Source organism: Curtobacterium sp. MCLR17_055 (genome assembly GCF_003234305.1).
In the GTDB taxonomy this organism is placed as follows: domain Bacteria; phylum Actinomycetota; class Actinomycetes; order Actinomycetales; family Microbacteriaceae; genus Curtobacterium; species Curtobacterium flaccumfaciens.
In genome coordinates, this window is the sequence record NZ_QKSX01000012.1 from 62,312 (window position 1) to 85,046 (window position 22,735).

A 22,735-nucleotide genomic window follows, 5' to 3' on the forward strand; every position below is an offset into this window, starting at 1 on the left:
CACGCCGGTAGGCTTGCCCGGTGACGATCCGCATCTCGCCGAGCATCCTGTCCGCCGACTTCGCGAACCTCGAGCGCGAACTCCAGCGCATCGAGACCGCTGACCTGGTGCACGTCGACGTGATGGACAACCACTTCGTCCCGAACCTGACGCTCGGGCTGCCGATCGTGCAGCGCCTGCAGCAGGTGTCGCCGGTGCCGCTCGACGTGCACCTGATGATCACCGACGCCGACCGCAACGCGCCGAAGTACGCCGAGACGGGTGCGTCGAGCGTCACGTTCCACTTCGAGGCAGCCGACGACCCGGTGGCGACCGCCGCGGCGATCCGGTCGAACGGTGCCCGCGCCGCCGTCGCCGTGAAGCCCGGCACCCCGATCACGCAGGTGCTGCACCACCTCGACGCCTACGACATGATCCTGCTCATGACCGTCGAGCCCGGGTTCGGCGGCCAGTCCTTCATGCCGTCCGTGATGCCGAAGCTCGCCGACGCCCGCGCCGCCGTCGATGCCTCCGGGCTCGACGTGTGGCTCGAGGTGGACGGCGGGATCGCCGTCGACACCGTGCCCGAGGCCGTCCGGAGCGGTGCCGACACGCTGGTCGCGGGCTCCGCGGTGTACGGCGGCGAACCCGCCGCGCGCATCGCCGACCTGCGCGAGGCCGCCGCTCGGGCGCGCTCGTGACCGGGGGAGCGCCGGACGGTACCGGCGTCACCGGGGCGACCACTGCCTCCCGTCCGGACGGTGCGTCGGAAGCGTCAGCGGAGACCGGTAGCCTGGACCCCGTGAAGACGTTCGACGACCTGTTCCAGGAGCTCACCGAGAAGGCGCGCACGCGCCCCGAGGGCTCCGGCACCGTCGCCGAACTGGACGCCGGCGTGCACCAGATCGGCAAGAAGATCGTGGAAGAAGCCGCCGAGGTCTGGATGGCGGCCGAGTACGAGGGCGACGAGCGGACCTCGGAGGAGATCTCCCAGCTGATCTACCACCTCCAGGTCCTCATGGTCGCCAAGGGGCTCACCCCGGCGGACGTCTGGCGACATCTGTAGGAAGCGCCGCCCGGCGCACCGACGACCGCCGACGACCCCACAGAAAGCAGACCCACTGATGCTCCGCATCGCCGTGCCCAACAAGGGCTCCCTGTCCGAGACCGCGTCCGACATGCTGCGGGAGGCCGGGTACGCCGGCCGCCGCGACCCGAAGGCGCTGCACCTGCTCGACGAGCGCAACGGCGTCGAGTTCTTCTTCCTCCGCCCGCGGGACATCGCCACGTACGTGGGGTCCGGCGCACTCGACGTCGGCATCACCGGCCGCGACCTGCTGCTCGACTCCGGGTCCGAGGCGCACGAGGTCGACGCGCTCGGCTTCGCCGACTCCACCTTCCGGTTCGCCGGCACGCCCGGTCGGTTCGGCTCGCTGCAGGACCTCGACGGCGTCCGGGTCGCCACGAGCTACCCCGGCCTGGTCGGGGCCTTCCTCGCCGAGCACGGCGTCAGCTCCACGCTCGTGAAGCTCGACGGCGCGGTCGAGAGCGCCGTCCGGCTCGGGGTCGCCGACGCCGTGGCCGACGTCGTATCGACGGGCAGCACGCTCCGGCAGGCGGGCCTCGAGATCTTCGGCCCGGTGATCCTCGAGTCGACCGCGGTGCTCGTCTCCACCGACGAGACCATCCCCGGCATCGACGTGCTCCGCCGACGCCTGCAGGGCGTGCTCGTCGCCCGTGGCTACGTGATGCTCGACTACGACGTCCCCACGGCCCTGCTCGAGCAGGCGACCGCGGTGGCGTCCGGCATCGAGTCGCCCACCGTGTCGCCGCTGCACGACCGCGACTGGGCCGCGGTCCGCGTGATGATCCCGCGCGACGACGCGAACCTCATCATGGACGCGCTCTACGACCTCGGCGCCCGGGCGATCCTCGTCAGCCCGATCCACGCCGCACGCCTGTGACCGCCGGTGGCGTGTCGGTCCGGGTCATCCCGTGCCTCGACGTCAAGGGCGGCCGCGTCGTCAAGGGCGTGAACTTCCTCGACCTGCAGGACGCCGGTGACCCCGTCGAACTCGCGGCTCGGTACTACGAGCAGGGTGCCGACGAGCTGACCTTCCTCGACGTCGGCGCCACGGTCGAGAACCGGGCGACGATGTACGACACCGTGACCCGGACGGCCGAGCAGGTCTTCATCCCGCTCACCGTCGGCGGCGGGGTGCGCAGTGTGGACGACGTCTCGCGGCTGCAGCAGTGCGGCGCGGACAAGATCGGCGTGAACAGCGCAGCGATCGCCCGGCACGAGCTCATCGGCGAGATCGCCGACCGGTTCGGTGCCCAGGCCGTCGTGCTGTCGCTCGACGTCAAGCGCTCCGACCGGATGCCCTCGGGCTTCGTGGTCACCACCCACGGCGGGCGGACCGAGTCCGACCTCGACGCCATCGCGTGGGCACGCGAGGCCGTCGAGCGGGGCGCGGGGGAGCTGCTCGTCAACTCCATCGACGCCGACGGCACGAAGAACGGGTTCGACCTCGAACTCGTGGCCGCGGTGCGCGCCGTCTCGTCGGTCCCGGTGATCGCCTCGGGAGGCGCGGGTCGCGTCGAGCACTTCGCCCCGGCCGTCGACGCGGGTGCGGATGCAGTCCTCGCCGCCAGCGTATTCCACCGTGGCGAGATGACCGTGGGGGACGTCAAGGCCGCGCTCCGCGCGACCGGTCACGCCGTCCGCTGATCCGCCGCCGTAGGCTAGGAGCCTCATGACCGACAGCACCAGCACCGACACCGAGGCGGTCCTCGACCGCGCACACTTCGGTGCGGACGGCCTGCTCCCCGCCATCGTGCAGGAGGAATCGTCGAAGGACGTCCTCATGCTCGGCTACATGGACCGGGAAGCCCTCCGCCGCACCCTCACCGAAGGCCGTGTGACCTTCTGGTCGCGGTCGCGGAACGAGTACTGGCGGAAGGGCGACACGTCGGGACACGCGCAGTACGTCCGCGGTGCTGCGCTGGACTGCGACGACGACACGCTCCTCGTCACGGTGCAGCAGGTCGGGGCGGCGTGCCACACCGGTGCGCACCGGTGCTTCGACGTCGACCCGCTCGCGCCCGTGACCATGTCCGCCCCGGCGGACACGGCCGTGGAGCCGACCCGATGACCACCGCGACGATCTCCGAGGCCCCGCACACGACCTCCCGACCGGAGTTCGACGGCCTGCTCGGCGACCACCGCGTCCTGCCGGTCGTCCGTGCGCTGTACGGCGACAGCGAGACGCCGGTCGGCGTCTACCGCAAGCTCGCCGACGGCCGCCCCGGGTCCTTCCTGCTCGAGTCCGCCGGTCAGGGTGGCCTGTGGTCGCGCTGGTCGTTCGTCGGCGTGCGGAGCTTCGGCGTCCTGACCCAGGAGGGCGACCGCGCGGCCTGGATCGACACCGGCATCGACGCCGAGCGCGCCGTCGGGTCGCTCGACGGTGCCCCGCTCGAGGTCCTCGCACGGTTGCACGAGCGCTGGGCGACGCCCCGCGTGCCCGGCTCGCCGCCGCTCGTCGGCGGGACCGTCGGCTTCATCGGGTGGGAGGCCGTGCGCCAGCTCGAGCACCTGCCGAACGTGCCGCCGGCCGACTTCGACGTGCCCGGACAGGCGCTGTCGTTCGTCTCCGAGCTCGCCGCGCTCGACCACCGCACCGGTCTCGTGCTGCTGGTCGCGAGCGTGCTGAACGACGGCACCGACGACGCGGACACCCTCTGGACGGACGCGCAGCAGCGACTCGACCGCATGCAGGGCGACCTGGTGCAGCCGAGCATCGCGACCGTGGCCGAGGCCTTCGAGATCGCCGAGCCGACCCCCACCCACCGCACGAGCCCGGCCGACTACATGGCGGCCGTCGAGCGCTCGAAGGGCTTCATCCGCGACGGTGACGTGTTCCAGGTCGTCATCTCGCAGCGGTTCGACCACGAGGTCACGGCGGACCCGCTCGACGTCTACCGGGTGCTCCGGACGCTGAACCCGAGTCCGTACATGTACTTCCTCGCCCTCGCGGACACCGCCGACGAGCGGTTCTGGATCGTCGGCGCATCGCCGGAGGCGCTGGTCAAGGTGCAGGGCGACCGCGCCATCACGCACCCGATCGCCGGGTCCCGCCCGCGCGGTGCCACCCCGGAAGCGGACGTCCACCTCGGCGAGGACCTGCTCGGCGACCCGAAGGAGCGCGCCGAGCACCTGATGCTCGTCGACCTCGCACGCAACGACCTGCAGAAGGTGTGCGAGCCCGGCACCGTCAGCGTCACCGAGTTCATGACCGTCGAGCGGTTCAGCCACATCATGCACCTGGTGTCGAGCGTCGAGGGGCGGGTGCGCCCCGACGCCTCGGCGATCGACGTGTTCCGCGCGACGTTCCCGGCCGGCACGCTCTCGGGCGCGCCGAAGCCGCGTGCGCTCGAGATCATCGACGAGCTCGAACCGGCGAAGCGCGGTGCGTACGCCGGTGTCGTCGGGTACTTCGACTTCGCGGGTGACGCCGACCTGGCGATCGCGATCCGCACCGCCCTGATCAAGGACGGCGTGGCCCGCGTGCAGGCCGGGGCCGGACTCGTGGCGGACTCCGACCCGGAGACCGAGCACGTCGAGGCGGTCAACAAGGCCGCGGCTCCGCTGCGTGCCGTCGCCACGGCGAACCGGATGCGCGAGGTCCGCTCGTGAAGCGTTCTCGTCCGATCGTCGTCGTCGCCGGGCTCCTGGTCGCCGGCGTCATCATGCTCGCCTGGACCCAGACCTGGTTCACCGTCCGCCTGCACGCGGGTGCCGCCGTCACCTCGACGGTCTCGGCCGACGGGGCGGCGGTCGTGCCGCAGTACACCGCGTTGGCGATCGCGAGCCTCGCGCTCTTCCTGGCGATGACCATCGCCGGACGGGTGCTGCGCATCGTGCTCGCCGCCGTCGAGATCCTGCTCGGCCTCGGCGTGGTCGTCAGCGGCATCACCGCCCTCGGCGACCCGATCGCCGCCGCACGCGGTGCCGTCGGCGAGGTCGCCGGGGTCAGTGACCTCGGTGCCGTCCGCGGTGTCGTGTCGAGCGTCTCCGTGAGCCCGTGGCCCGCCGTCGGGATCGTGGGTGGCGTGCTCGCCGTGCTGCTCGGCGTGGTCGTCATCGTGGTCCAGCGCGCCTGGCCCGGCCCGAGCCGGAAGTACGGTGCCGCCACCGCCGGAGCCGCCGCAGCAGCACGTGCAGCAGCTCCCGTCCAGCGCGACGCGGTCGTCGACTGGGACGACCTGAGCGCGGGTGTGGACCCGACCACCGCCGACGGCGCGGGCGCGGGGGCGCCGAGTGACGACACGGTAGGATCGACAGGGCGTCGCTCGACCGACGACGCCGGAGCAGAACGAGGAGCACCGTGAGCAACACTGAGCCCGCAGAACTCGGCGAAGGCCACTCGCCGGCCGCCTGGACCGCCGTCGTGATCATGCTGATCGGATTCGCGGCAGGCACGCTGTTCTTCTGGTTCGACCAGCCGTGGGGCGTCTGGGCCTCCGCTGGCGTCGTCCTCATCGGCCTCATCGTCGGTGGCGTGATGAAGAAGGCCGGCTACGGCGTCGACGGTCCGAAGTTCGTCCCCAAGCACCACGGCGAGTAGGGGTCTCCCGATGCCGAACGTGCTCGAGACCCTCGTCGCGGGCGCGCTCGAGGACGCCGCCGCCCGTCGTGTCGACCGTCCGTACTCGGACGTCGAACGCGACCTCGACCGGGTGGCGTCGCCGCTCGACGCCCTCGCGTTCCTCAGCCCGGGTGACCGGGTGAAGATCATCGCCGAGGTCAAGCGCGCCAGCCCGTCCCGCGGGTCGATGGCCGCGATCGCCGACCCGGCCGCCCTCGCCGCCGACTACGAGCGTGGCGGGGCCTCGACGATCAGCGTCCTGACCGAGGGCCGCAAGTTCCTCGGCAGCCTCGCCGACCTCGAAGCCGTGAAGGCCCGCGTCGGGGTGCCCGTGCTGCGCAAGGACTTCATCGCCGACCCGTACCAGGTGATCGAGGCCCGGGCGTCCGGTGCCGACGTCGTGCTGCTCATCGTGGCGGCGCTCGAGCAGGCCCGTCTTGTTGAGCTGCACACCCTGGCCGAAGAACTCGGCATGCGCGTGCTGGTCGAGGCGCACTCCGGTGACGAGGTCACGCGTGGCCTCGACGCCGGTGCCCGCATCCTCGGCGTCAACGCGCGGGACCTCACCGACTTCTCGCTCGACCGCGACCTGTTCGGGTCGCTCGCTGACCGCATCCCCTCCGGGGTCGTGCGGGTCGCCGAGTCCGCGGTCTCCGGTCCGGCCGACGTCGCCCACTACCGGGCGGCCGGCGCCGACGTCGTGCTGGTCGGCGAAGCGCTCGTGACGGGGGACGACCCCGCCGCGACCCTGGCGTCGTTCGTCGACGCCGCCGACCGGGCCTGACCGGCCCACCAGGCCGCCGAGCCGCGGCCTGGTCCGCTCCATGCATCGAGGCCGCCGACCGCGGCCGCACGTTCCACCCGTCCGACGCGGCCGACCAGCCGCGTCGGACTCGTCCCGGGAGACACATCGTGACCTCACTCCGCGACCTGCACGGCCCCTACTTCGGTGACTTCGGCGGACGCTTCGTCCCCGAGTCCCTCGTCCTCGCGCTCGACGAGCTCGAGGCCGCCTTCCGCCAGGCCTGGGCGGACCCGGCGTTCCGTGCGGAGCTCGACGAGCTGCAGCGCGACTACACCGGGCGCCCCTCGATCATCACCGAGGTGCCGCGCTTCGCGAAGCACGCCGGTGGCGCCCGGGTCATCCTGAAGCGCGAGGACCTGAACCACACCGGGTCCCACAAGATCAACAACGTCCTCGGCCAGGCACTCGTCGCCCGTCGGCTCGGCAAGACCCGCCTGATCGCGGAGACCGGTGCCGGCCAGCACGGCGTCGCGACGGCGACCGCCGCAGCCCTGTTCGGCATGGAGTGCGTCGTCTACATGGGCGCCGTGGACACCGAGCGACAGGCCCTCAACGTGGCCCGGATGCGCCTGCTCGGTGCCGAGGTGATCCCGGTCGAGACCGGTTCGCGCACCCTGAAGGACGCCATCAACGACGCCCTGCGCGACTGGGTCGCCAACGTCGAGTCGACGCACTACCTGCTCGGCACGGTCGCCGGTCCGCACCCGTTCCCCGAGATGGTGCGCGAGTTCCACAAGGTCATCGGCGAGGAAGCACGCCAGCAGGTCCTCGACCGCGTCGGTCGCCTGCCGGACGCCGTCGCAGCGTGCGTCGGCGGCGGCTCGAACGCGATGGGCATCTTCGAGGCGTTCCTCGACGACGAGTCCGTCGCACTGCACGGCTTCGAGGCCGGCGGCGACGGCGTCGAGACCGGTCGGCACGCGGCGAGCATCACGCTCGGTCGCGAGGGCGTCCTGCAGGGCGCGAAGTCGTACCTGATGCAGGACGAGGACGGCCAGACGATCGAGAGCCACAGCATCTCCGCCGGACTCGACTACCCGAGCGTCGGACCAGAGCACGCGTACCTGGCGTCGATCGGCCGCGCGAAGTACCAGCCGATCACCGACACCGAAGCCATGGAGGCGTTCCGCCTGCTGAGCCAGACCGAGGGCATCATCCCGGCGATCGAGTCGTCCCACGCCCTCGCCGGTGCGATGAAGCTCGGCAAGGAGCTCGGGCCCGAGGGCGTCGTGCTCGTGAACCTGTCCGGCCGCGGTGACAAGGACGTCGCGTCCGCCAGTCGCTACTTCGGCATCCTCGACGAGAACGCGGTGCAGCTGTGACCACGAACAAGACCGTCGCCCAGACGATCGACGCCGCCAACGCCGAGCGCGCCGGAGCCGTCGTCGGCTACCTGCCCGCCGGGTACCCGAACCTGCAGACCAGCGTCGACGCCGCCGTCGCCCTCGCCGAGAACGGCGTGGACGTCATCGAGTTCGGTCTGCCGTACTCCGACCCCGTGATGGACGGCCCCGTGATCCAGCGGGCAGCCGAGGAGAGCCTGGCGAACGGCTTCCGGGTCGCACAGGTCTTCGACGCCGTGCAGCAGATCACCGAGCGGGCCGACGTGCCGGTCCTCGTCATGACCTACTGGAACCCGGTGCTGCGCTACGGCGTGGACCGCTTCGCCGACGACCTCGTCGCCGCCGGTGCAGCCGGCCTCATCACGCCCGACCTCATCCCCGACGAGGCCTCCGCGTGGACCGAGGCCTCGGAGCGGACCGGGCTCGACCGGGTCTTCCTCGCCGCACCGTCCTCGTCGGACGAGCGCATGCGCCAGGCGGTCGAGGCCAGCCGTGGGTTCGTGTACGCCGTCTCGACGATGGGTGTGACCGGTGCCCGGGTCGGCGTCGACGTCGCCGCCCGCACGGTGGTGTCGCGTCTGCGCGACGCCGGGGTCGAGCGCACCTGCGTCGGTCTCGGGATCTCGACGGCCGAGCAGGTCGGTGAGGTCCTCGAGTACGCCGACGGTGCCATCGTCGGGTCCGCGTTCGTCCGTGCGCTGGCCGACCTCGGTGTGCAGGGTGTGGCCGACCGTGCCGCCGACCTCGCCACCGGCGCCCGCCGCCGCTAGTCCAGTTCCTGTCCGGCCCGCGAGCCGCGCTACAGTGAGCGAGGCCGACGCCACGTCGACCGCGCCCCGTCAGTTCCGAAAGGCGACAGCACCTCCATGCCCCTCCTGAGCATCCCGAGCCCGAGCACCGCCTGGCAGTACTTCGACCTGACCGCCTGGCTGCGCGACGCGTTCGGCTGGTCGCTGCCCCTCGACTTCCGCATCCACGCGTACGCGATCTGCATCCTGATCGGGATCGTGGCCGCGGTCGTCCTGGCGAACCGACGACTCAACGCCCGTGGCGTCGAGCGCTGGATCATCATCGACATCGCGATCTGGGCCGTGCCCGCCGGCATCATCGGCGGTCGTCTCTTCCACGTGTTCACCCACGTGTCCGACTACTTCGGCCCCGGCATCGACCCACTGTCCTTCCTGTACATCTGGGAGGGCGGGCTCGCCATCTTCGGGGCGCTCATCCTCGGGTCGGTCGGTGCGTGGATCGGCTGCCGTCAGGTGGGCCTGCGGTTCACGTCGTTCATCGACGCGGTCGTGCCGGGCGTCCTGCTCGCACAGGCCTTCGGTCGCCTGGGCAACTACTTCAACCAGGAGCTCTTCGGCATGCCGACGAGCCTGCCCTGGGGCCTCGAGATCGACTCGAGCAACGCCGCGTTCCCGAAGGGCCTGCCCGAGGGCACGCTGTTCCACCCGACGTTCCTGTACGAGATCATCTGGAACGTCCTCGGTGTGGTCGTCATCCTCTTCCTGGCGCGCAAGTTCACCCTGCAGTGGGGCAAGGTCCTCGGCCTGTACCTGATCTGGTACGGCGCCGGGCGCTCGGTGCTCGAGTCCATCCGCGTCGACACGAGCGAGACCTTCTTCGGCGTCCGTACCAACGTGTGGGTGGCCCTCGCCGCGGTCGTGATCGGCATCCTGATCTTCGTGGTGCAGAGCCGTCGCCACACCGGCAAGGAGCCGAGCCCGTACCTGCCGGGTCGCGGGCCCCGTCCGACCTCCGTTGTAGACTCCGAGGACACCTTCTCGGAGCACGATGACGACGCAGCAGACGGCGTCACGAGCGACGAACCGGTCACGACCACTCGCTGATCCCGTGGGGGAGCACCCGCTCCCGACGACCACCGGTCACGTGCAGCACCACCAGCAGCAGCAGCAGCACCAGACGGTCTCCGCCACAAGCGGGGCCCAGCAACCTCGCCGGCCGGCAGGGCAACTCACTGACGGCGGGCACGGGCACCAGTCCCGCCCGCTCGGGCGGAACGCACCACCGGGCCACCGCTGTCCCTGTTCCACTTCCTCGTGAGGACGGTTCCCCATGGCGCTCCAGCCAACCCAGCCCTCGGCACCGACGAGCCTCGTGCCGCCGCACCGCCGCTTCTCCGCGATCCCGGACGCCACGGGCATGTACGACCCGGCGAACGAGAAGGACGCCTGCGGTCTCGCGATGGTCGCGACCCTGCGCGGCACGCCCGGGCACGACATCGTCGACGCGGCCCTCGGTGCGCTCCGGAACCTCGAGCACCGCGGTGCCGTGGGGTCCGACGCTGGCACCGGTGACGGCGCGGGCATCCTGTGCCAGGTGCCCGACGAGTTCCTGCGGGCCGTCGTGCCGTTCGAGCTGCCGGCAGCGGGGGAGTACGCCGTCGGCACCGCCTACCTGCCCCTGGACGACGACGCCCGCCACGCGGTGAAGGGCGCCGTCGAGCGACTCGCCCGCGAAGAGGGCCTGAAGGTCCTCGGGTGGCGCGAGGTCCCGGTGCGTCCGGAGGTCCTCGGCACGCTCGCCCGTGCCGCGATGCCGGCGTTCGAGCAGCTCTTCGTCGCCTCCATCCGGCACGACGTGCACGGTGCCTCGTGGAGCGGCATCGCGCTGGACCGTCAGGCCTTCCGCCTCCGCAAGCGCGCCGAGCACGACAACGACCTGTACTTCATGTCGCTGTCGAGCCGCACCATGGTCTACAAGGGCATGGTCACGACGCTCCAGCTCGAGCCGTTCTACCCGGACCTCAGCGACGAGCGCTTCGCGTCGAAGCTCGCGATCGTGCACTCGCGCTACTCCACCAACACGTTCCCGTCATGGCCGCTCGCGCAGCCGTTCCGGACGATCGCCCACAACGGTGAGATCAACACCGTGCGCGGCAACCGGAACTGGATGCGCGCCCGCCAGTCGCAGCTCGAGAGCGAACTGCTCGGCGACATGGCCCCGCTGCTGCCCATCGTGAGCCCGGGGGCGAGCGACTCGGCCTCGTTCGACGAGGTCCTCGAGCTGCTGACCCTGACCGGCCGGACCCTGCCGCACGCCGTGTCGATGATGGTGCCCGAGGCGTGGGAGAACCAGGTCGGCATGGACCCGGACCTCCGCGCGTTCTACGAGTACCACTCGATGCTCATGGAGCCGTGGGACGGCCCCGCCGCGATCACCTTCACCGACGGCTCACTCGTCGGCGCCACCCTCGACCGCAACGGCCTGCGCCCCGGACGCTTCCTGGTCACCGACGACGGCCTCATCGTGATGGGCTCCGAGACCGGGGTCATCGACGTGCCGGCCGCCAAGGTCGTGCGCAAGGGTCGCCTGCGTCCGGGCCGGATGTTCCTGGTGGACACCGAGGCCGGCCGCATCATCGAGGACGACGAGGTCAAGCGCGAGCTCGCCGCCGCCGGTCCCTGGGGCGACTGGCTCGAAGCCGGCCGCATCAACCTCAACGACCTGCCGGAGCGCGAGCACATCGTGCACACCCCGGCCTCGGTCACCCGTCGGCAGCGCGCGTTCGGGTACACCGAGGAAGAAGTCCGCATCCTGCTGCGCCCGATGGCGGCAGCGGGTGCCGAACCCCTCGGGGCGATGGGATCGGACACCCCGATCGCCGTGCTGTCGGAGCGTCCACGCCTGCTCTTCGACTACTTCACGCAGCAGTTCGCGCAGGTGACCAACCCGCCGCTCGACTCGATCCGCGAGCAGGTCATCACGTCGATGGGGATGGGACTCGGTCCGGAGCGCAACCTGCTCTCCGCCGGTCCCGAGCACGCGAAGCAGATCACGCTCGACTTCCCGGTGATCGACAACGACCAGCTCGCCAAGGTCCAGCACTTCGAGACCGAGTCGGGTCGCCACCTGACCGTCACGATCAAGGGCCTGTACCGCGTCGACGCCGGCAAGAAGGCGATGCAGAAGCGCATCGCCGCCGTGTGCGACGAGGTCGACGCCGCGATCGAGTCCGGCAAGCAGTTCATCGTGCTGTCCGACCGCGACGGCAACTCCGAGCAGGCACCGGTGCCGAGCCTCCTGCTCCTCGCCGCGGTCCACCACCACCTGATCCGCACCGAGCAGCGCATGAAGGTCGGGCTGATCGTCGAGGCCGGCGACGTGCGCGAGGTCCACCACGTGGCGACCCTCATCGGGTACGGCGCCTCGGCGATCAACCCGTACCTGGCGATGGAGACCTGCGAGAACCTGGTCCGCGCCGGCATGATCCCCGGGATCACCCCGGAGCAGGCCGTCAAGAACGTCATCAAGGCGCTCGGCAAGGGCGTGCTGAAGATCATGTCGAAGATGGGCATCTCCACGGTGTCCAGCTACGCCGGTGCGCAGGCGTTCGAGGCCGTCGGGCTCAGCCAGGAGTTCGTCGACAAGTACTTCACGGGCACCTCGTCGATCCTGGGTGGCGTCGACATCGACGTCATCGCCAAGGAGAACGCCGAGCGGCACGCCCAGGCGTACCCGCAGGACGGCGCGGTGCTCTCGCACGAGCGACTGCAGATCGGTGGCGAGTACCAGTGGCGCCGTCAGGGCCCGCCGCACCTGTTCAACCCGGACACGGTGTTCCGCCTGCAGCACGCCACCCGTGCCCGCCGCTACGACATCTTCCGCGAGTACTCGAGCGCCGTGGACGACCAGTCCGAACAGCTCATGACGCTCCGCGGGCTGTTCCGGTTCAAGCAGGGCGCTCGGAAGCCCATCGCGCTCGACGAGGTCGAGTCGATCGAGTCGATCGTCAAGCGGTTCAACACCGGTGCGATGTCCTACGGGTCCATCTCGAAGGAGGCCCACGAGACGCTCGCCATCGCGATGAACCGACTCGGTGGCCGGTCGAACACGGGTGAGGGCGGCGAGGACGTCGACCGCCTGCTCGACCCCGAGCGCCGCAGCGCGATCAAGCAGGTCGCCTCCGGCCGGTTCGGCGTGACGAGCATGTACCTCACGCACGCCACCGACATCCAGCTCAAGATGGCGCAGGGCGCGAAGCCCGGCGAGGGCGGTCAGCTGCCCCCGGCCAAGGTCTACCCGTGGGTGGCCCGCACCCGGCACGCCACCGCGGGCGTCGGCCTCATCTCGCCGCCGCCGCACCACGACATCTACTCCATCGAGGACCTCAAGCAGCTGATCTTCGACGTCAAGCGCGCCAACCCGGCCGCCCGCGTCCACGTGAAGCTCGTGAGCCAGTCCGGCATCGGTGCGGTCGCGGCCGGCGTGACGAAGGCCCTGGCCGACGTCGTGCTCGTGTCCGGCCACGACGGCGGCACCGGCGCGAGCCCGCTCAACTCGCTCAAGCACGCCGGCACCCCGTGGGAGATCGGCCTGGCCGAGACCCAGCAGACGCTCATGCTGAACGGCATGCGTGACCGCGTCGTCGTGCAGGTGGACGGGCAGATGAAGACCGGACGCGACGTGGTCGTGGCCGCGTTGCTCGGGGCCGAGGAGTACGGCTTCGCGACCGCCCCGCTCGTGGTCGAGGGCTGCATCCTGATGCGCGTCTGCCACCTGGACACCTGCCCGGTCGGCGTCGCCACGCAGAACCCCGAGCTCCGCAAGCGGTTCTCCGGCAAGCCCGAGTTCGTCGTGAACTTCTTCGAGTTCATCGCGCAAGAGGTCCGCGAGCTCCTCGCCGAGCTCGGCTTCCGCAGCCTCGACGAGGCGATCGGGCAGACCGACGCGCTCGACGTCGACCGTGCCGTCGAGCACTGGAAGGCCTCGGGGCTCGACCTCGCGCCGGTGCTCAAGGGACCGCACTTCGACGACGCCGAACCGCGCCGCCACCACCGCGAGCAGGACCACGAGCTGGACCAGCACTTCGACGTGCAGCTCATCCAGCAGACCGCGGACGTGCTCGATCACGGCGGTTCGATCGCGCTCGACCTGCCCATCCGCAACACCGAGCGCGCCGTCGGCACCATGCTCGGCCACCAGGTGACCCTGCGGCACGGCGAGCACGGCCTGCCGAACGGCTCGATCGACGTGACGCTGCGCGGTTCCGCCGGGCAGTCGCTCGGTGCGTTCCTGCCGGCAGGCATCACGCTGCGGCTCATCGGCGACAGCAACGACTACGTCGGCAAGGGGCTCTCCGGCGGCCAGATCGTCGTCCGTCCCGACGCCGGCTCGGGCTTCGACCCGGCCGAGAACGTCATCGCCGGCAACGTCATCGGGTACGGCGCCACCCAGGGCAGCATGTTCATCCGCGGCATCGTGGGCGAGCGGTTCCTGGTGCGGAACTCCGGTGCCACGGCCGTCGTCGAGGGCGTGGGCGACCACGCGCTCGAGTACATGACGGGCGGGCTCGCGCTCATCCTCGGCGAGACCGGCCGGAACCTCGGTGCCGGCATGTCCGGTGGAACGGCGTACGTCCGAGGCCTGCGCCAGGAACACGTCAACACCGACGCCCTGGCGTCCGGCGAACTCCGGCTCGAGGCGCTCGACAGCGCCGACGTCGAGATCGTCACCGACCTGCTCACCCGGCACGCCGACGAGACGGGGTCGACGCTCGCGTCCGACCTGCTGGCGTCCGGAGACCTGAGCGACTTCGTCAAGGTGCTGCCGCGCGACTACGCGGCGGTGCTCGAGACGCGCAGACAGGCCGTCGACGAGGGGCTCGACCCCGACGGTGACATCGTTTGGAACAGGATCATGGAGGTGACCGGTGGCTGAGCGTCACGCACGTCCGGAACAGGCAGTGCCCGACACGACCTCGGAGGTGACCGGTGGCTGACCCCAAGGGATTCCTGAAGGTCCAGGAACGCGAACTCCCGCCCCGGCGACCCGTGCCCGTGCGGCTCATGGACTGGAAAGAGGTCTACGAGCAGCAGGAGTCCGGTGTCCTGAAGCGCCAGGCCGGCCGCTGCATGGACTGCGGCGTGCCGTTCTGCCACCAGGGCTGCCCGCTCGGCAACCTGATCCCGGAGTGGAACGACCTGACCTGGCGCGGTGAGGGCCGCCAGGCGATCGAGCGCCTGCACGAGACGAACAACTTCCCGGAGTTCACGGGTCGGCTCTGCCCGGCACCGTGCGAGTCGTCGTGCGTGCTCGGCATCAACCAGCCCCCGGTGACGATCAAGCAGGTCGAGGTCTCGATCATCGACCAGGCGTTCCAGAACGGCTGGGTCACCCCGCACCCGCCGGAGCGCCTGACGGGCAAGACCGTCGCCGTCGTGGGCTCCGGCCCCGCCGGGCTCGCCGCCGCGCAGCAGCTCACGCGTGCCGGCCACACGGTCGCCGTCTACGAGCGGGACGACCGCATCGGCGGCCTGCTCCGCTACGGCATCCCGGACTTCAAGATGGAGAAGCGCCAGATCGACGCGCGCCTCGCCCAGATGCAGGCCGAGGGCACCCGGTTCCGTGCCGGGGTCGAGATCGGCAAGGACATCACCTGGGACGACCTGAAGTCGCGCTACGACGCGGTCGTCGTCGCCACCGGTGCGACGGTGCCGCGCGACCTGCCGATCCCGGGGCGCGACCTCGAGGGCGTGCACTTCGCCATGGACTACCTGGTCCAGCAGAACAAGGCGAACGCGGGCACGACGGTCGACAACCAGATCACGGCAGAGGGCAAGCACGTCGTCGTCATCGGCGGCGGCGACACCGGTGCGGACTGCATCGGGACCGCTCACCGCCAGGGTGCGCTGAGCGTGACGAACCTGGCGATCGGCAAGCAGCCGCCGCTCGAGCGTCCGTCCGACCAGCCGTGGCCGATGTTCCCGACCGTGTTCGAGATCACGAGCGCCCACGAAGAGGGCGGCGAGCGGCACTTCCTCGCCTCGACCGTCGAGTTCCTGTCGAACGACGCCGGCGAGGTCCGCGCACTCCGGGTCGCGGAGACCGAGTACCTCGACGGCCGGCGGGTCCCGAAGGCGGGCAGCGAGCGGGAGATCCCGGCCGACCTGGTCCTCATCGCGATGGGCTTCACCGGCCCCGAGTCGGACACGATCGAGCCCCAGCTCGGTCTGCCGACCACGGTCTCCGGGTCGCTCGACCGCCGTGCCGACTACGCGACCAACGAGGCCGGCGTGTTCGTCGCCGGCGACGCGGGTCGCGGGCAGTCGCTCATCGTGTGGGCGATCGCCGAGGGCCGTGCCGCGGCCGCCCAGGTCGACGAGTACCTCGAGGGTTCCACGATCCTGCCGGCACCGGTCAAGGCGACCGACCGGGCGATCTCCGTCTGATGTCGGACGATCACGGAATGTCGGACGCGCACCAGATGTCGGACCGCCGCCAGACGGCGGACCGTCTCCACCAGATGCTCACGCTCCCGTGAGCGTGAGGCCACCAGCACTCGGTAGGGTGCTGGTGGCCTCGCTTCGTTCCGCGCGGCCCCACAGCGCGGAAACCCAAGCTCCATCCACCACCACGAAGGAATCCATTGAGACGCGCAAAGATCGTTTCGACGCTCGGACCGGCAACGTCGGACTACGAGACCGTCAAGGAGATCATCGAAGCGGGCGTCGACGTCGCCCGCCTCAACCTCAGCCACGGTGACTACAGCGTCCACGAGGCCAACTACGTCAACGTCCGTCGTGCCGCCGAAGAACTCGGCAAGCCCGTCGCGATCCTCGTCGACCTGCAGGGTCCGAAGATCCGTCTGGCACGCTTCGCCGACGGCCCGCACGACCTCGCGGTCGGTGACATCTTCACCATCACGACCGAGGACGTCCCCGGCTCGAAGGAGATCTGCGGCACGACGTTCAAGGGCCTGCCGCAGGACGTCAAGCCCGGCGACCCGCTGCTCATCGACGACGGCCGTGTCCGCCTCCGTGTCCTCGACACCGACGGCGTTCGGGTCCGCACCGAGGTCGTCGTCCCCGGCACGGTGTCCAACAACAAGGGCATCAACCTGCCCGGCGTCGCCGTCAACGTCCCCGCGCTGAGCGAGAAGGACGAAGCCGACCTGCGCTGGGCGATCCGCCAGGGCGCCGACCTCATCGCGCTGTCGTTCGTGCGCAACGCGAGCGACGTCGTGCGTGCCCACGAGATCATGGACGAAGAGGGCAAGCGCCTGCCGGTCATCGCCAAGGTCGAGAAGCCCCAGGCCGTCGACGCGCTCGAGGAGATCATCGACGCCTTCGACAGCATCATGGTCGCCCGCGGTGACCTCGGCGTCGAGCTCCCGCTCGAGGCCGTCCCGATCGTGCAGAAGCGCGCCGTCGAGCTGTCCCGCCGCATGGCCAAGCCGGTCATCGTCGCGACGCAGATGCTCGAGTCGATGATCTCGTCGCCGATCCCCACCCGCGCCGAGACCTCCGACGTCGCGAACGCCGTCCTCGACGGTGCCGACGCGGTCATGCTGTCCGGTGAGACGAGCGTCGGTGAGTACCCGGTGCAGACCGTCCGCACCATGGCCCGCATCGTCGAGTCCACCGAGGACCACGGTCTCGAGCGCATCGCCCCGCTCGGCACCAAGCCGCGCACCCTCGGCGGTGCGATCACCCTCGCCGCCGTCGAGATCGCCGAGTTCACCGAGGCGTCGTACCTCTGCGTCTTCACCGAGTCCGGCGACTCGGCCCGCCGCATGTCGCGCCTGCGCCACGGTCTGCCGATCATCGCCTTCACCCCGAACGAGGCCACGCGCCGCCGGATGGCCCTCACCTGGGGTGTCCGTTCGTTCCTGGTGGAGCGGAAGACCCACACCGACGAGCTCTTCTCGCAGGTGGACGACGTCCTCCTCGAGAACGGCCTGGCCGCCCCCGGCGACCGCGTCATCGTGACGGCCGGGTCCCCTCCCGGCATCGAGGGCTCGACGAACGACCTGCGCGTGCACCGGGTGGGCGACGCCCACGCCGAGGCCGCCCCGGCCTACGTCCGGGACTGATCCGAGGGATCCGTCGCCACCAGGGCGCGGACTGGAGGCCCGGCGCGAGCAGCGCCGACCGCTTCCGGTCCGCGCCCTGCCGCGTCTCCACGGCCCTGGTGGTGACCGGACGTCGGCCGCAGGCGGCAGGATGGTCGCTGTGAGCCTCCGATCCGACACACCGGCGCCGCGCGCCGACGTCCGCCGCTGGCGTCGCTACCTGGCCGACGAACGTGCCGAGGCGGCCGTGTACCGCAACCTCGCTGCCCGCCGTTCCGGCGAGGAGCGCGAGATCCTCGCCGCGCTGGCCGAGGCCGAGGGACGGCACGCCGACCACTGGCTCGACCTGCTCGGCGACGACGTCGGACGGCCCCAGCGGGGGAGCCTGCGCACCCGGGTGCTCGCCGTGCTGGCCAAGCGGTTCGGGTCGGTCTTCGTCCTCGCGCTCATGCAGCGCGCCGAGGACCGCTCGCCGTACGCCGACGACTCGGACGCGACCGCGCGGATGGCCGCCGACGAGCGGATCCACGGCGAGGTCGTGCGCGGGCTCGCGAACCGGGGCCGGATGCGGCTGTCCGGCACGTTCCGGGCGGCGGTGTTCGGCGCGAACGACGGTCTGGTGTCCAACCTGGCGCTCATCATCGGCATCAGTGCCTCGGGGGCCGACCGGCACTTCGTGCTGCTGAGCGGCATCGCCGGCCTGCTCGCCGGCGCGTTGTCGATGGGGGCGGGGGAGTACGTCTCCGTCCGGTCGCAACGCGAACTGCTCGAGGCGTCCGCGCCGCACCCCGCGGCCGGCAAGGCGGTGTCGGACCTCGACGTCGACGCGAACGAGCTCGCGCTGGTCTACCGCGCGCGCGGGATGTCCGAGGCCGAGGCGACCGAGCACGCCGCGCAGGTGCTGTCCGGCATCGGCGAGCGGCGGCCGGCGACCGGTTCGACCGCGGTCACGGACGACCACGAGGCGGTCGGTACCGGGCTGAGCGCCGCGGTGTCGAGCTTCTGCTTCTTCGCCTCGGGCGCGATCATCCCGGTGCTGCCGTTCCTGTTCGGCATGCAGGGGTGGCCGGCGATCGCGGTGGCCGGCGGGCTGGTGGGCATCGCCCTGCTCGGCACCGGCGCCGTCGTCGGCGTGCTCAGCGGCGCCTCGCCCACCAAGCGCGCGTTCCGGCAGCTCGCGATCGGCTTCGGCGCGGCGGTCGTCACCTACGTGCTCGGGTTGCTGTTCGGGACCGGCTCCGCGTGACCTTGGTATTCATATACGAGATGTGAGATGCTGTTGGGATGGCATCCGATCGTCTTCCCCGGCTCGACCTCGCCCACGTGGACGGACTCCGGGGGATCCTCGCGATCCTCGTCGTCCTGGCGCACACCGCTCGGTTCACCGGGGTGGCCGGAGCGCTCGAGGAATCGATGCCCGTCGTCTGGCGCCTGCTCGACGCCGGCGACGTACGGGTCCCCGCCTTCGTCGCGATCTCCGGGTTCACGCTCATGATCGCGGTGGCTGGACGGCGGGACCTCGCCCTCGGCAGCAGCTACGTGGTGTTCGCGCAGCGGCGCATCCGACGGCTCGTGCCGCCCTACCTCGCCGCGCTGCTGGTCTCGCTCGCACTCATCGCGTTCGTGCCGGTGATGGGGGTCCCGCACGGCACGCTCTGGGACGACAAGCTCCCCGTGACTTTGCAGAGCATCGTGGCGCACGTCTTCCTGGTGCACAACTTCTCGCCGGACTGGATCACGACCATCAACGGGACGCTGTGGAGCCTGCCGATCGAGATGCAGCTCATGCTCCTGATGCCGGTGCTCCTGGTCGTCTGGCGACGCGTGCCGCCGCTCGTCCTCGTCGCACTGCTGTTCGTGTTGGCCGCGGTCTCCGTCCGGACCGGGGTCGGCGCGTGGTCGGCGCCCCACTTCCTGGGCATCTTCGCCCTGGGCATGTACGGCGCGTCCCTGGTCGTCGGCCCCGAGGATGAGCTGCGCCGCCGACGTCCCCGCCTCGCGCGGGCGCTCCTGCGTCACCAGCGCTCGACGCTGGTCGTCGCCACCATGGTGCTGGTCGCGGCGTACGGCCTGGTCGTCGTGGCGCCCGGCGCCGTGTCCGGGGTCACGGTGGGTGTCGTGGTCGGCGTCGGATCGACCCTGCTCCTGATGGTCCTCGCCGAGGGGCAGCGGACGGGGCGCGCCGGGACGCACCGCGCGCGTGGGGTGCTCGGCGGCCGGCGCCTGGTCCAGTTCGGCCTGGTGTCGTACAGCGTGTACCTGGTGCACAGCCCCTTGCTCGCGCTCGGGAACCTGCTCCTCCTGCCGCTCGACCTGCCGACCCCGGTGCAGTTCGCGCTGATGCTGTTCGGTGTCGCCCCCGTCGCCGTCGCGCTCTGCGTGCTGTTCGCCGTGGTGGTAGAGCGTCCGTTCATGAACTCGCACCAACGCGCGCTGCTCGAGGGCGCCTTCGGCCGCCGCCGCCGCCGCGACGGCGGTCAGCGTCGGACGGCGGCGCGCGGGGGGAGCAGCAGCAGCGCAGCGGCGCCGACGACGATGAGCGCGATGCCGGCGAACACCATGAAGACCGCGAGCGCGAGCCCCGGGGCGACGAGCACGGCCACGCCGCCGAGGATCGACAGCACCCCGCTCACGAGCGTCGGCACGCGCGACGATCCCGGGTGCCCGACGAACCCACCGACGATCGACACGATCCCCTCGATCACGAACCCGACACCGGCGAGCACCGCGTAGACGACGAGCGGGATCGCCGGGTCGAGCAGGGTCACGAGCCCCGCGACCGCGACCAGGCCGCCGACGATGCCGGACGTCCACCGCCACACCGGCCGGGTGCCGTGCCCACGCACCGCGGCGAAGACGCGGAGCGCTCCGGCCACGACGAGGTACACGCCGAACAACAGCGCCACGAGCACGAGCGACGGGCGGGGCCAGACGATGGCCACGATGCCCAGTGCGATGGCGACGACGGCGGTGACGACGACGAACACCCGGAACGTCCTGACGGCACGAGAATCCACGAGCGCTCCTCCCTGATCGCCAGCGCTGGTGTCCAGCACGCTACCCGTCGGAGCCGCGGGCCGTGCAACGACCTGCAACCCCCGCGGTCGTACGGTGCGGAGCAGGCGCGCGACCCGTGCGCCCCGACAGCGTCGTCGAAAGGGCACCACCATGACCATCGCACCCTCGCCCACCAGCTACGCCGCACCTGGCGAGCCCGGCTCCCTGGTCGAGTACCGATCCCGGTACGACCACTTCATCGGCGGGGAGTACGTGCCGTCCGCCAGCGGGCAGTACTTCGAGAACCCCACCCCCGTCACGGGCAAGGTGTTCACCGAGGTGGCCCGCGGTGACTCCACGGACGTCGACCGGGCCGTCGCCGCCGGATGGAAGGCGTTCCCGGCCTGGGGACGGACGAGCGCGGCCGAACGTGCCGTCATCCTCAACAAGATCGCGGACCGCATGGAGGAGCACCTCGAGATGCTCGCCGTCGCCGAGACGTGGGAGAACGGCAAGCCGATCCGCGAGACCCTCGGCGCCGACATCCCGCTCGCGATCGACCACTTCCGGTACTTCGCCGGGGCGATCCGCGCACAGGAGGGCTCCGCCGGCGAGATCGACCACGACACCGTGGCCTACCACTTCCACGAGCCGCTCGGCGTGGTCGGGCAGATCATCCCCTGGAACTTCCCGATCCTGATGGCGGTGTGGAAGCTCGCACCGGCCCTCGCCGCCGGCAACTGCGTCGTGCTGAAGCCCGCCGAGCAGACCCCGGCGTCCATCCACGTGCTCGTCGAGCTCATCCGCGACCTGCTGCCCGCCGGGGTGCTCAACGTGGTCAACGGCTTCGGTATCGAGGTCGGCGCACCGCTCGCGCAGCACCCGGACATCCGGAAGATCGCCTTCACGGGGGAGACCACGACCGGGCGGCTGATCATGCAGTACGCCTCGCAGAGCCTCATCCCGGTGACGCTCGAGCTCGGCGGCAAGAGCCCGAACGTGTTCTTCCCCGACGTGGCGGCCGAGAAGGACTCCTTCTACGACAAGGCGCTCGAGGGCTTCACGTTCTTCAACCTCAACCAGGGCGAGGTCTGCACGTGTCCGTCCCGGGCACTCGTGGCGGAGGAGATCTACGACGGGTTCGTCGCCGACGGCCTGGAGCGCGTCCGTGCCGTCAAGCAGGGACACCCGCTCGACCTGTCGACGATGATCGGCGCCCAGGCGTCCAACGACCAGCTCGAGAAGATCCTGAGCTACATCGACATCGGCAAGCAGGAGGGTGCGAAGCTCCTGACCGGTGGCGAGCGCGCCGACCTGGGCGGCGAACTCTCCGGTGGCTACTACGTCACGCCGACGGTGTTCGAGGGCGACAACTCGATGCGGATCTTCCAGGAGGAGATCTTCGGGCCCGTGCTCGCGCTGACGTCCTTCAGCGGCTACGACGACGCGATCGCCACGGCCAACGACACCCTGTACGGGCTCGGCGCCGGGGTGTGGAGCCGGGACGTCACGACCCTGTACCGCGCCGGACGGGACATCCAGGCCGGGCGCGTGTGGTCGAACACGTACCACCAGTACCCGGCGGGTGCGGCCTTCGGCGGCTACAAGCAGTCCGGCATCGGGCGCGAGAACCACAAGATGATGCTCGACCACTACCAGCAGACGAAGAACCTGCTCGTCTCGTACGCCGATGGACCGATGGGCTTCTTCTGATGCCCGACACCGCACGCGTCGCGGTGACGCCGGCGGCGGGGGAGCTCCTGCACACCCTCACCGCCCGGCACGGCCCGCTGATGTTCCACCAGTCCGGCGGCTGCTGCGACGGCTCGAGTCCGATGTGCTACCCCGTCGGCATGTTCCGGACCGGTCCGGGGGACGTCCTGCTCGGCGCGTTGCAGGTGGACGGCCTCGAGCCGGTCGAGGTCTACATGTCGGTGTCGCAGTTCGAGTACTGGAAGTACACGCACCTGACGATCGACGTCGTCGACGGTCGGGGCGGCGGGTTCTCGGTCGAGGTCCCCGAGGGCAAACGGTTCCTCACCCGGTCGCGGTTGTTCGACGAGGTCGAGCTCGCCGATCTCGGCCTGGTCCCGCGGGTGGCCCGGACGTAGGCTGACCGCACGCGTCGCGACGGAGCGGCGGGTGG

General features: G+C 70.9%; 19 protein-coding genes and 1 pseudogene. 19 read left to right on the forward strand and 1 reads right to left on the reverse strand.

All coding sequences use genetic code 11. From position 1 onward, the window contains the following. Positions 1 to 20 precede the first annotated feature (20 nt). The 17 genes and pseudogenes from rpe to DEJ09_RS11905 form a co-directional block, all read left to right on the forward strand. Positions 21 to 680, forward strand: coding sequence for a ribulose-phosphate 3-epimerase (gene rpe, locus DEJ09_RS11825; RefSeq protein ID WP_110864565.1), 660 nt, complete (start codon positions 21 to 23; stop codon positions 678 to 680). Between the two features lie 101 nt (positions 681 to 781). Further along, on the forward strand, positions 782 to 1,045 hold the full coding sequence (locus tag DEJ09_RS11830; RefSeq protein WP_027465728.1) for a phosphoribosyl-ATP diphosphatase: 264 nt from the start codon (positions 782 to 784) through the stop codon (positions 1,043 to 1,045). Positions 1,046 to 1,103: 58 nt separating this feature from the next. Next, a complete protein-coding gene (hisG, locus tag DEJ09_RS11835) occupies positions 1,104 to 1,943 on the forward strand; it encodes an ATP phosphoribosyltransferase (protein ID WP_071403725.1) in 840 nt (279 codons plus the stop codon). Between the two features lie 11 nt (positions 1,944 to 1,954). Continuing rightward, positions 1,955 to 2,710 (forward strand): imidazole glycerol phosphate synthase subunit HisF, encoded by a 756-nt coding sequence (hisF, locus tag DEJ09_RS11840; protein WP_232536485.1) that lies wholly within the window; start codon positions 1,955 to 1,957, stop codon positions 2,708 to 2,710. 25 nt (positions 2,711 to 2,735) lie between these two features. Then, positions 2,736 to 3,134 carry a phosphoribosyl-AMP cyclohydrolase gene (gene hisI, locus DEJ09_RS11845; RefSeq protein ID WP_110864563.1) on the forward strand — a complete coding sequence of 133 codons (399 nt, stop codon included), beginning with the start codon at positions 2,736 to 2,738 and terminating at the stop codon, positions 3,132 to 3,134. Beyond that, a complete protein-coding gene (locus tag DEJ09_RS11850) occupies positions 3,131 to 4,675 on the forward strand; it encodes an anthranilate synthase component I (protein ID WP_111088755.1) in 1,545 nt (514 codons plus the stop codon). The genes hisI and DEJ09_RS11850 overlap by 4 nt, the downstream gene beginning before the upstream one ends. Next, positions 4,672 to 5,370 (forward strand): Trp biosynthesis-associated membrane protein, encoded by a 699-nt coding sequence (locus DEJ09_RS11855; RefSeq protein ID WP_111088756.1) that lies wholly within the window; start codon positions 4,672 to 4,674, stop codon positions 5,368 to 5,370. Before DEJ09_RS11850 ends, DEJ09_RS11855 begins: the two co-directional genes overlap by 4 nt. Beyond that, positions 5,367 to 5,606, forward strand: a complete 240-nt coding sequence (locus DEJ09_RS18170) for an HGxxPAAW family protein (RefSeq protein ID WP_017887200.1) — start codon at positions 5,367 to 5,369, stop codon at positions 5,604 to 5,606. The genes DEJ09_RS11855 and DEJ09_RS18170 overlap by 4 nt, the downstream gene beginning before the upstream one ends. A gap of 19 nt (positions 5,607 to 5,625) precedes the next feature. Further along, positions 5,626 to 6,411 carry an indole-3-glycerol phosphate synthase TrpC gene (gene trpC / locus DEJ09_RS11865; RefSeq protein ID WP_111088782.1) on the forward strand — a complete coding sequence of 262 codons (786 nt, stop codon included), beginning with the start codon at positions 5,626 to 5,628 and terminating at the stop codon, positions 6,409 to 6,411. 128 nt (positions 6,412 to 6,539) lie between these two features. Continuing rightward, entirely contained in the window at positions 6,540 to 7,754 is a 1,215-nt protein-coding gene (gene trpB / locus DEJ09_RS11870) for a tryptophan synthase subunit beta (RefSeq protein WP_071244754.1), read from the forward strand. Next, the gene (trpA, locus tag DEJ09_RS11875; protein ID WP_071403730.1) at positions 7,751 to 8,545 is read left to right on the forward strand and encodes a tryptophan synthase subunit alpha; all 795 of its coding nucleotides are present in this window, start codon (positions 7,751 to 7,753) and stop codon (positions 8,543 to 8,545) included. The genes trpB and trpA overlap by 4 nt, the downstream gene beginning before the upstream one ends. Positions 8,546 to 8,641: 96 nt before the next feature. Then, entirely contained in the window at positions 8,642 to 9,628 is a 987-nt protein-coding gene (gene lgt, locus DEJ09_RS11880; protein ID WP_071244753.1) for a prolipoprotein diacylglyceryl transferase, read from the forward strand. A 226-nt stretch (positions 9,629 to 9,854) separates the two neighbouring features. After that, entirely contained in the window at positions 9,855 to 14,459 is a 4,605-nt protein-coding gene (gene gltB, locus DEJ09_RS11885; RefSeq protein ID WP_375537959.1) for a glutamate synthase large subunit, read from the forward strand. A gap of 53 nt (positions 14,460 to 14,512) precedes the next feature. Then, positions 14,513 to 15,970, forward strand: coding sequence for a glutamate synthase subunit beta (locus DEJ09_RS11890; RefSeq protein WP_111088757.1), 1,458 nt, complete (start codon positions 14,513 to 14,515; stop codon positions 15,968 to 15,970). A 197-nt stretch (positions 15,971 to 16,167) separates the two neighbouring features. Next, entirely contained in the window at positions 16,168 to 17,613 is a 1,446-nt protein-coding gene (gene pyk, locus DEJ09_RS11895; protein WP_017887208.1) for a pyruvate kinase, read from the forward strand. 130 nt (positions 17,614 to 17,743) lie between these two features. Next, positions 17,744 to 18,838, forward strand: a complete 1,095-nt coding sequence (locus DEJ09_RS11900; RefSeq protein WP_111088758.1) for a VIT1/CCC1 transporter family protein — start codon at positions 17,744 to 17,746, stop codon at positions 18,836 to 18,838. Positions 18,839 to 18,876: 38 nt separating this feature from the next. Next, positions 18,877 to 19,968, forward strand: a pseudogene (locus tag DEJ09_RS11905) (acyltransferase family protein); the annotation flags it as partial. A gap of 101 nt (positions 19,969 to 20,069) precedes the next feature. Here the strand turns inward: DEJ09_RS11905 and DEJ09_RS18410 are convergent. Further along, positions 20,070 to 20,609 carry an HdeD family acid-resistance protein gene (locus DEJ09_RS18410; RefSeq protein WP_244993120.1) on the reverse strand — a complete coding sequence of 180 codons (540 nt, stop codon included), beginning with the start codon at positions 20,607 to 20,609 and terminating at the stop codon, positions 20,070 to 20,072. A 151-nt stretch (positions 20,610 to 20,760) separates the two neighbouring features. Here DEJ09_RS18410 and DEJ09_RS11915 point away from each other — a divergent pair, with 151 nt between their 5' ends. Together DEJ09_RS11915 and DEJ09_RS11920 are read left to right on the forward strand one after the other, a co-directional pair. Continuing rightward, the gene (locus DEJ09_RS11915) at positions 20,761 to 22,302 is read left to right on the forward strand and encodes an aldehyde dehydrogenase family protein (protein WP_111088760.1); all 1,542 of its coding nucleotides are present in this window, start codon (positions 20,761 to 20,763) and stop codon (positions 22,300 to 22,302) included. Beyond that, complete coding sequence (locus DEJ09_RS11920) at positions 22,302 to 22,700, forward strand: DUF779 domain-containing protein (RefSeq protein ID WP_111088761.1); 399 nt, start codon at positions 22,302 to 22,304, stop codon at positions 22,698 to 22,700. Before DEJ09_RS11915 ends, DEJ09_RS11920 begins: the two co-directional genes overlap by 1 nt. The last annotated feature ends 35 nt before the right edge of the window (positions 22,701 to 22,735 follow it).

Bases quoted from the DNA above. Each gene is read 5' to 3' on its own strand.
- DEJ09_RS11850 (WP_111088755.1), top strand. From the start codon at position 3,131: ATGACCACCGCGACGATCTCCGAGGCCCCGCACACGACCTCCCGACCG.
- DEJ09_RS11920 (WP_111088761.1), top strand. From the start codon at position 22,302: ATGCCCGACACCGCACGCGTCGCGGTGACGCCGGCGGCGGGGGAGCTC.
- DEJ09_RS11900 (WP_111088758.1), top strand. From the start codon at position 17,744: ATGGTCGCTGTGAGCCTCCGATCCGACACACCGGCGCCGCGCGCCGAC.
- hisG (WP_071403725.1), top strand. From the start codon at position 1,104: ATGCTCCGCATCGCCGTGCCCAACAAGGGCTCCCTGTCCGAGACCGCG.
- hisI (WP_110864563.1), top strand. From the start codon at position 2,736: ATGACCGACAGCACCAGCACCGACACCGAGGCGGTCCTCGACCGCGCA.
- gltB (WP_375537959.1), top strand. From the start codon at position 9,855: ATGGCGCTCCAGCCAACCCAGCCCTCGGCACCGACGAGCCTCGTGCCG.
- lgt (WP_071244753.1), top strand. From the start codon at position 8,642: ATGCCCCTCCTGAGCATCCCGAGCCCGAGCACCGCCTGGCAGTACTTC.
- DEJ09_RS11915 (WP_111088760.1), top strand. From the start codon at position 20,761: ATGACCATCGCACCCTCGCCCACCAGCTACGCCGCACCTGGCGAGCCC.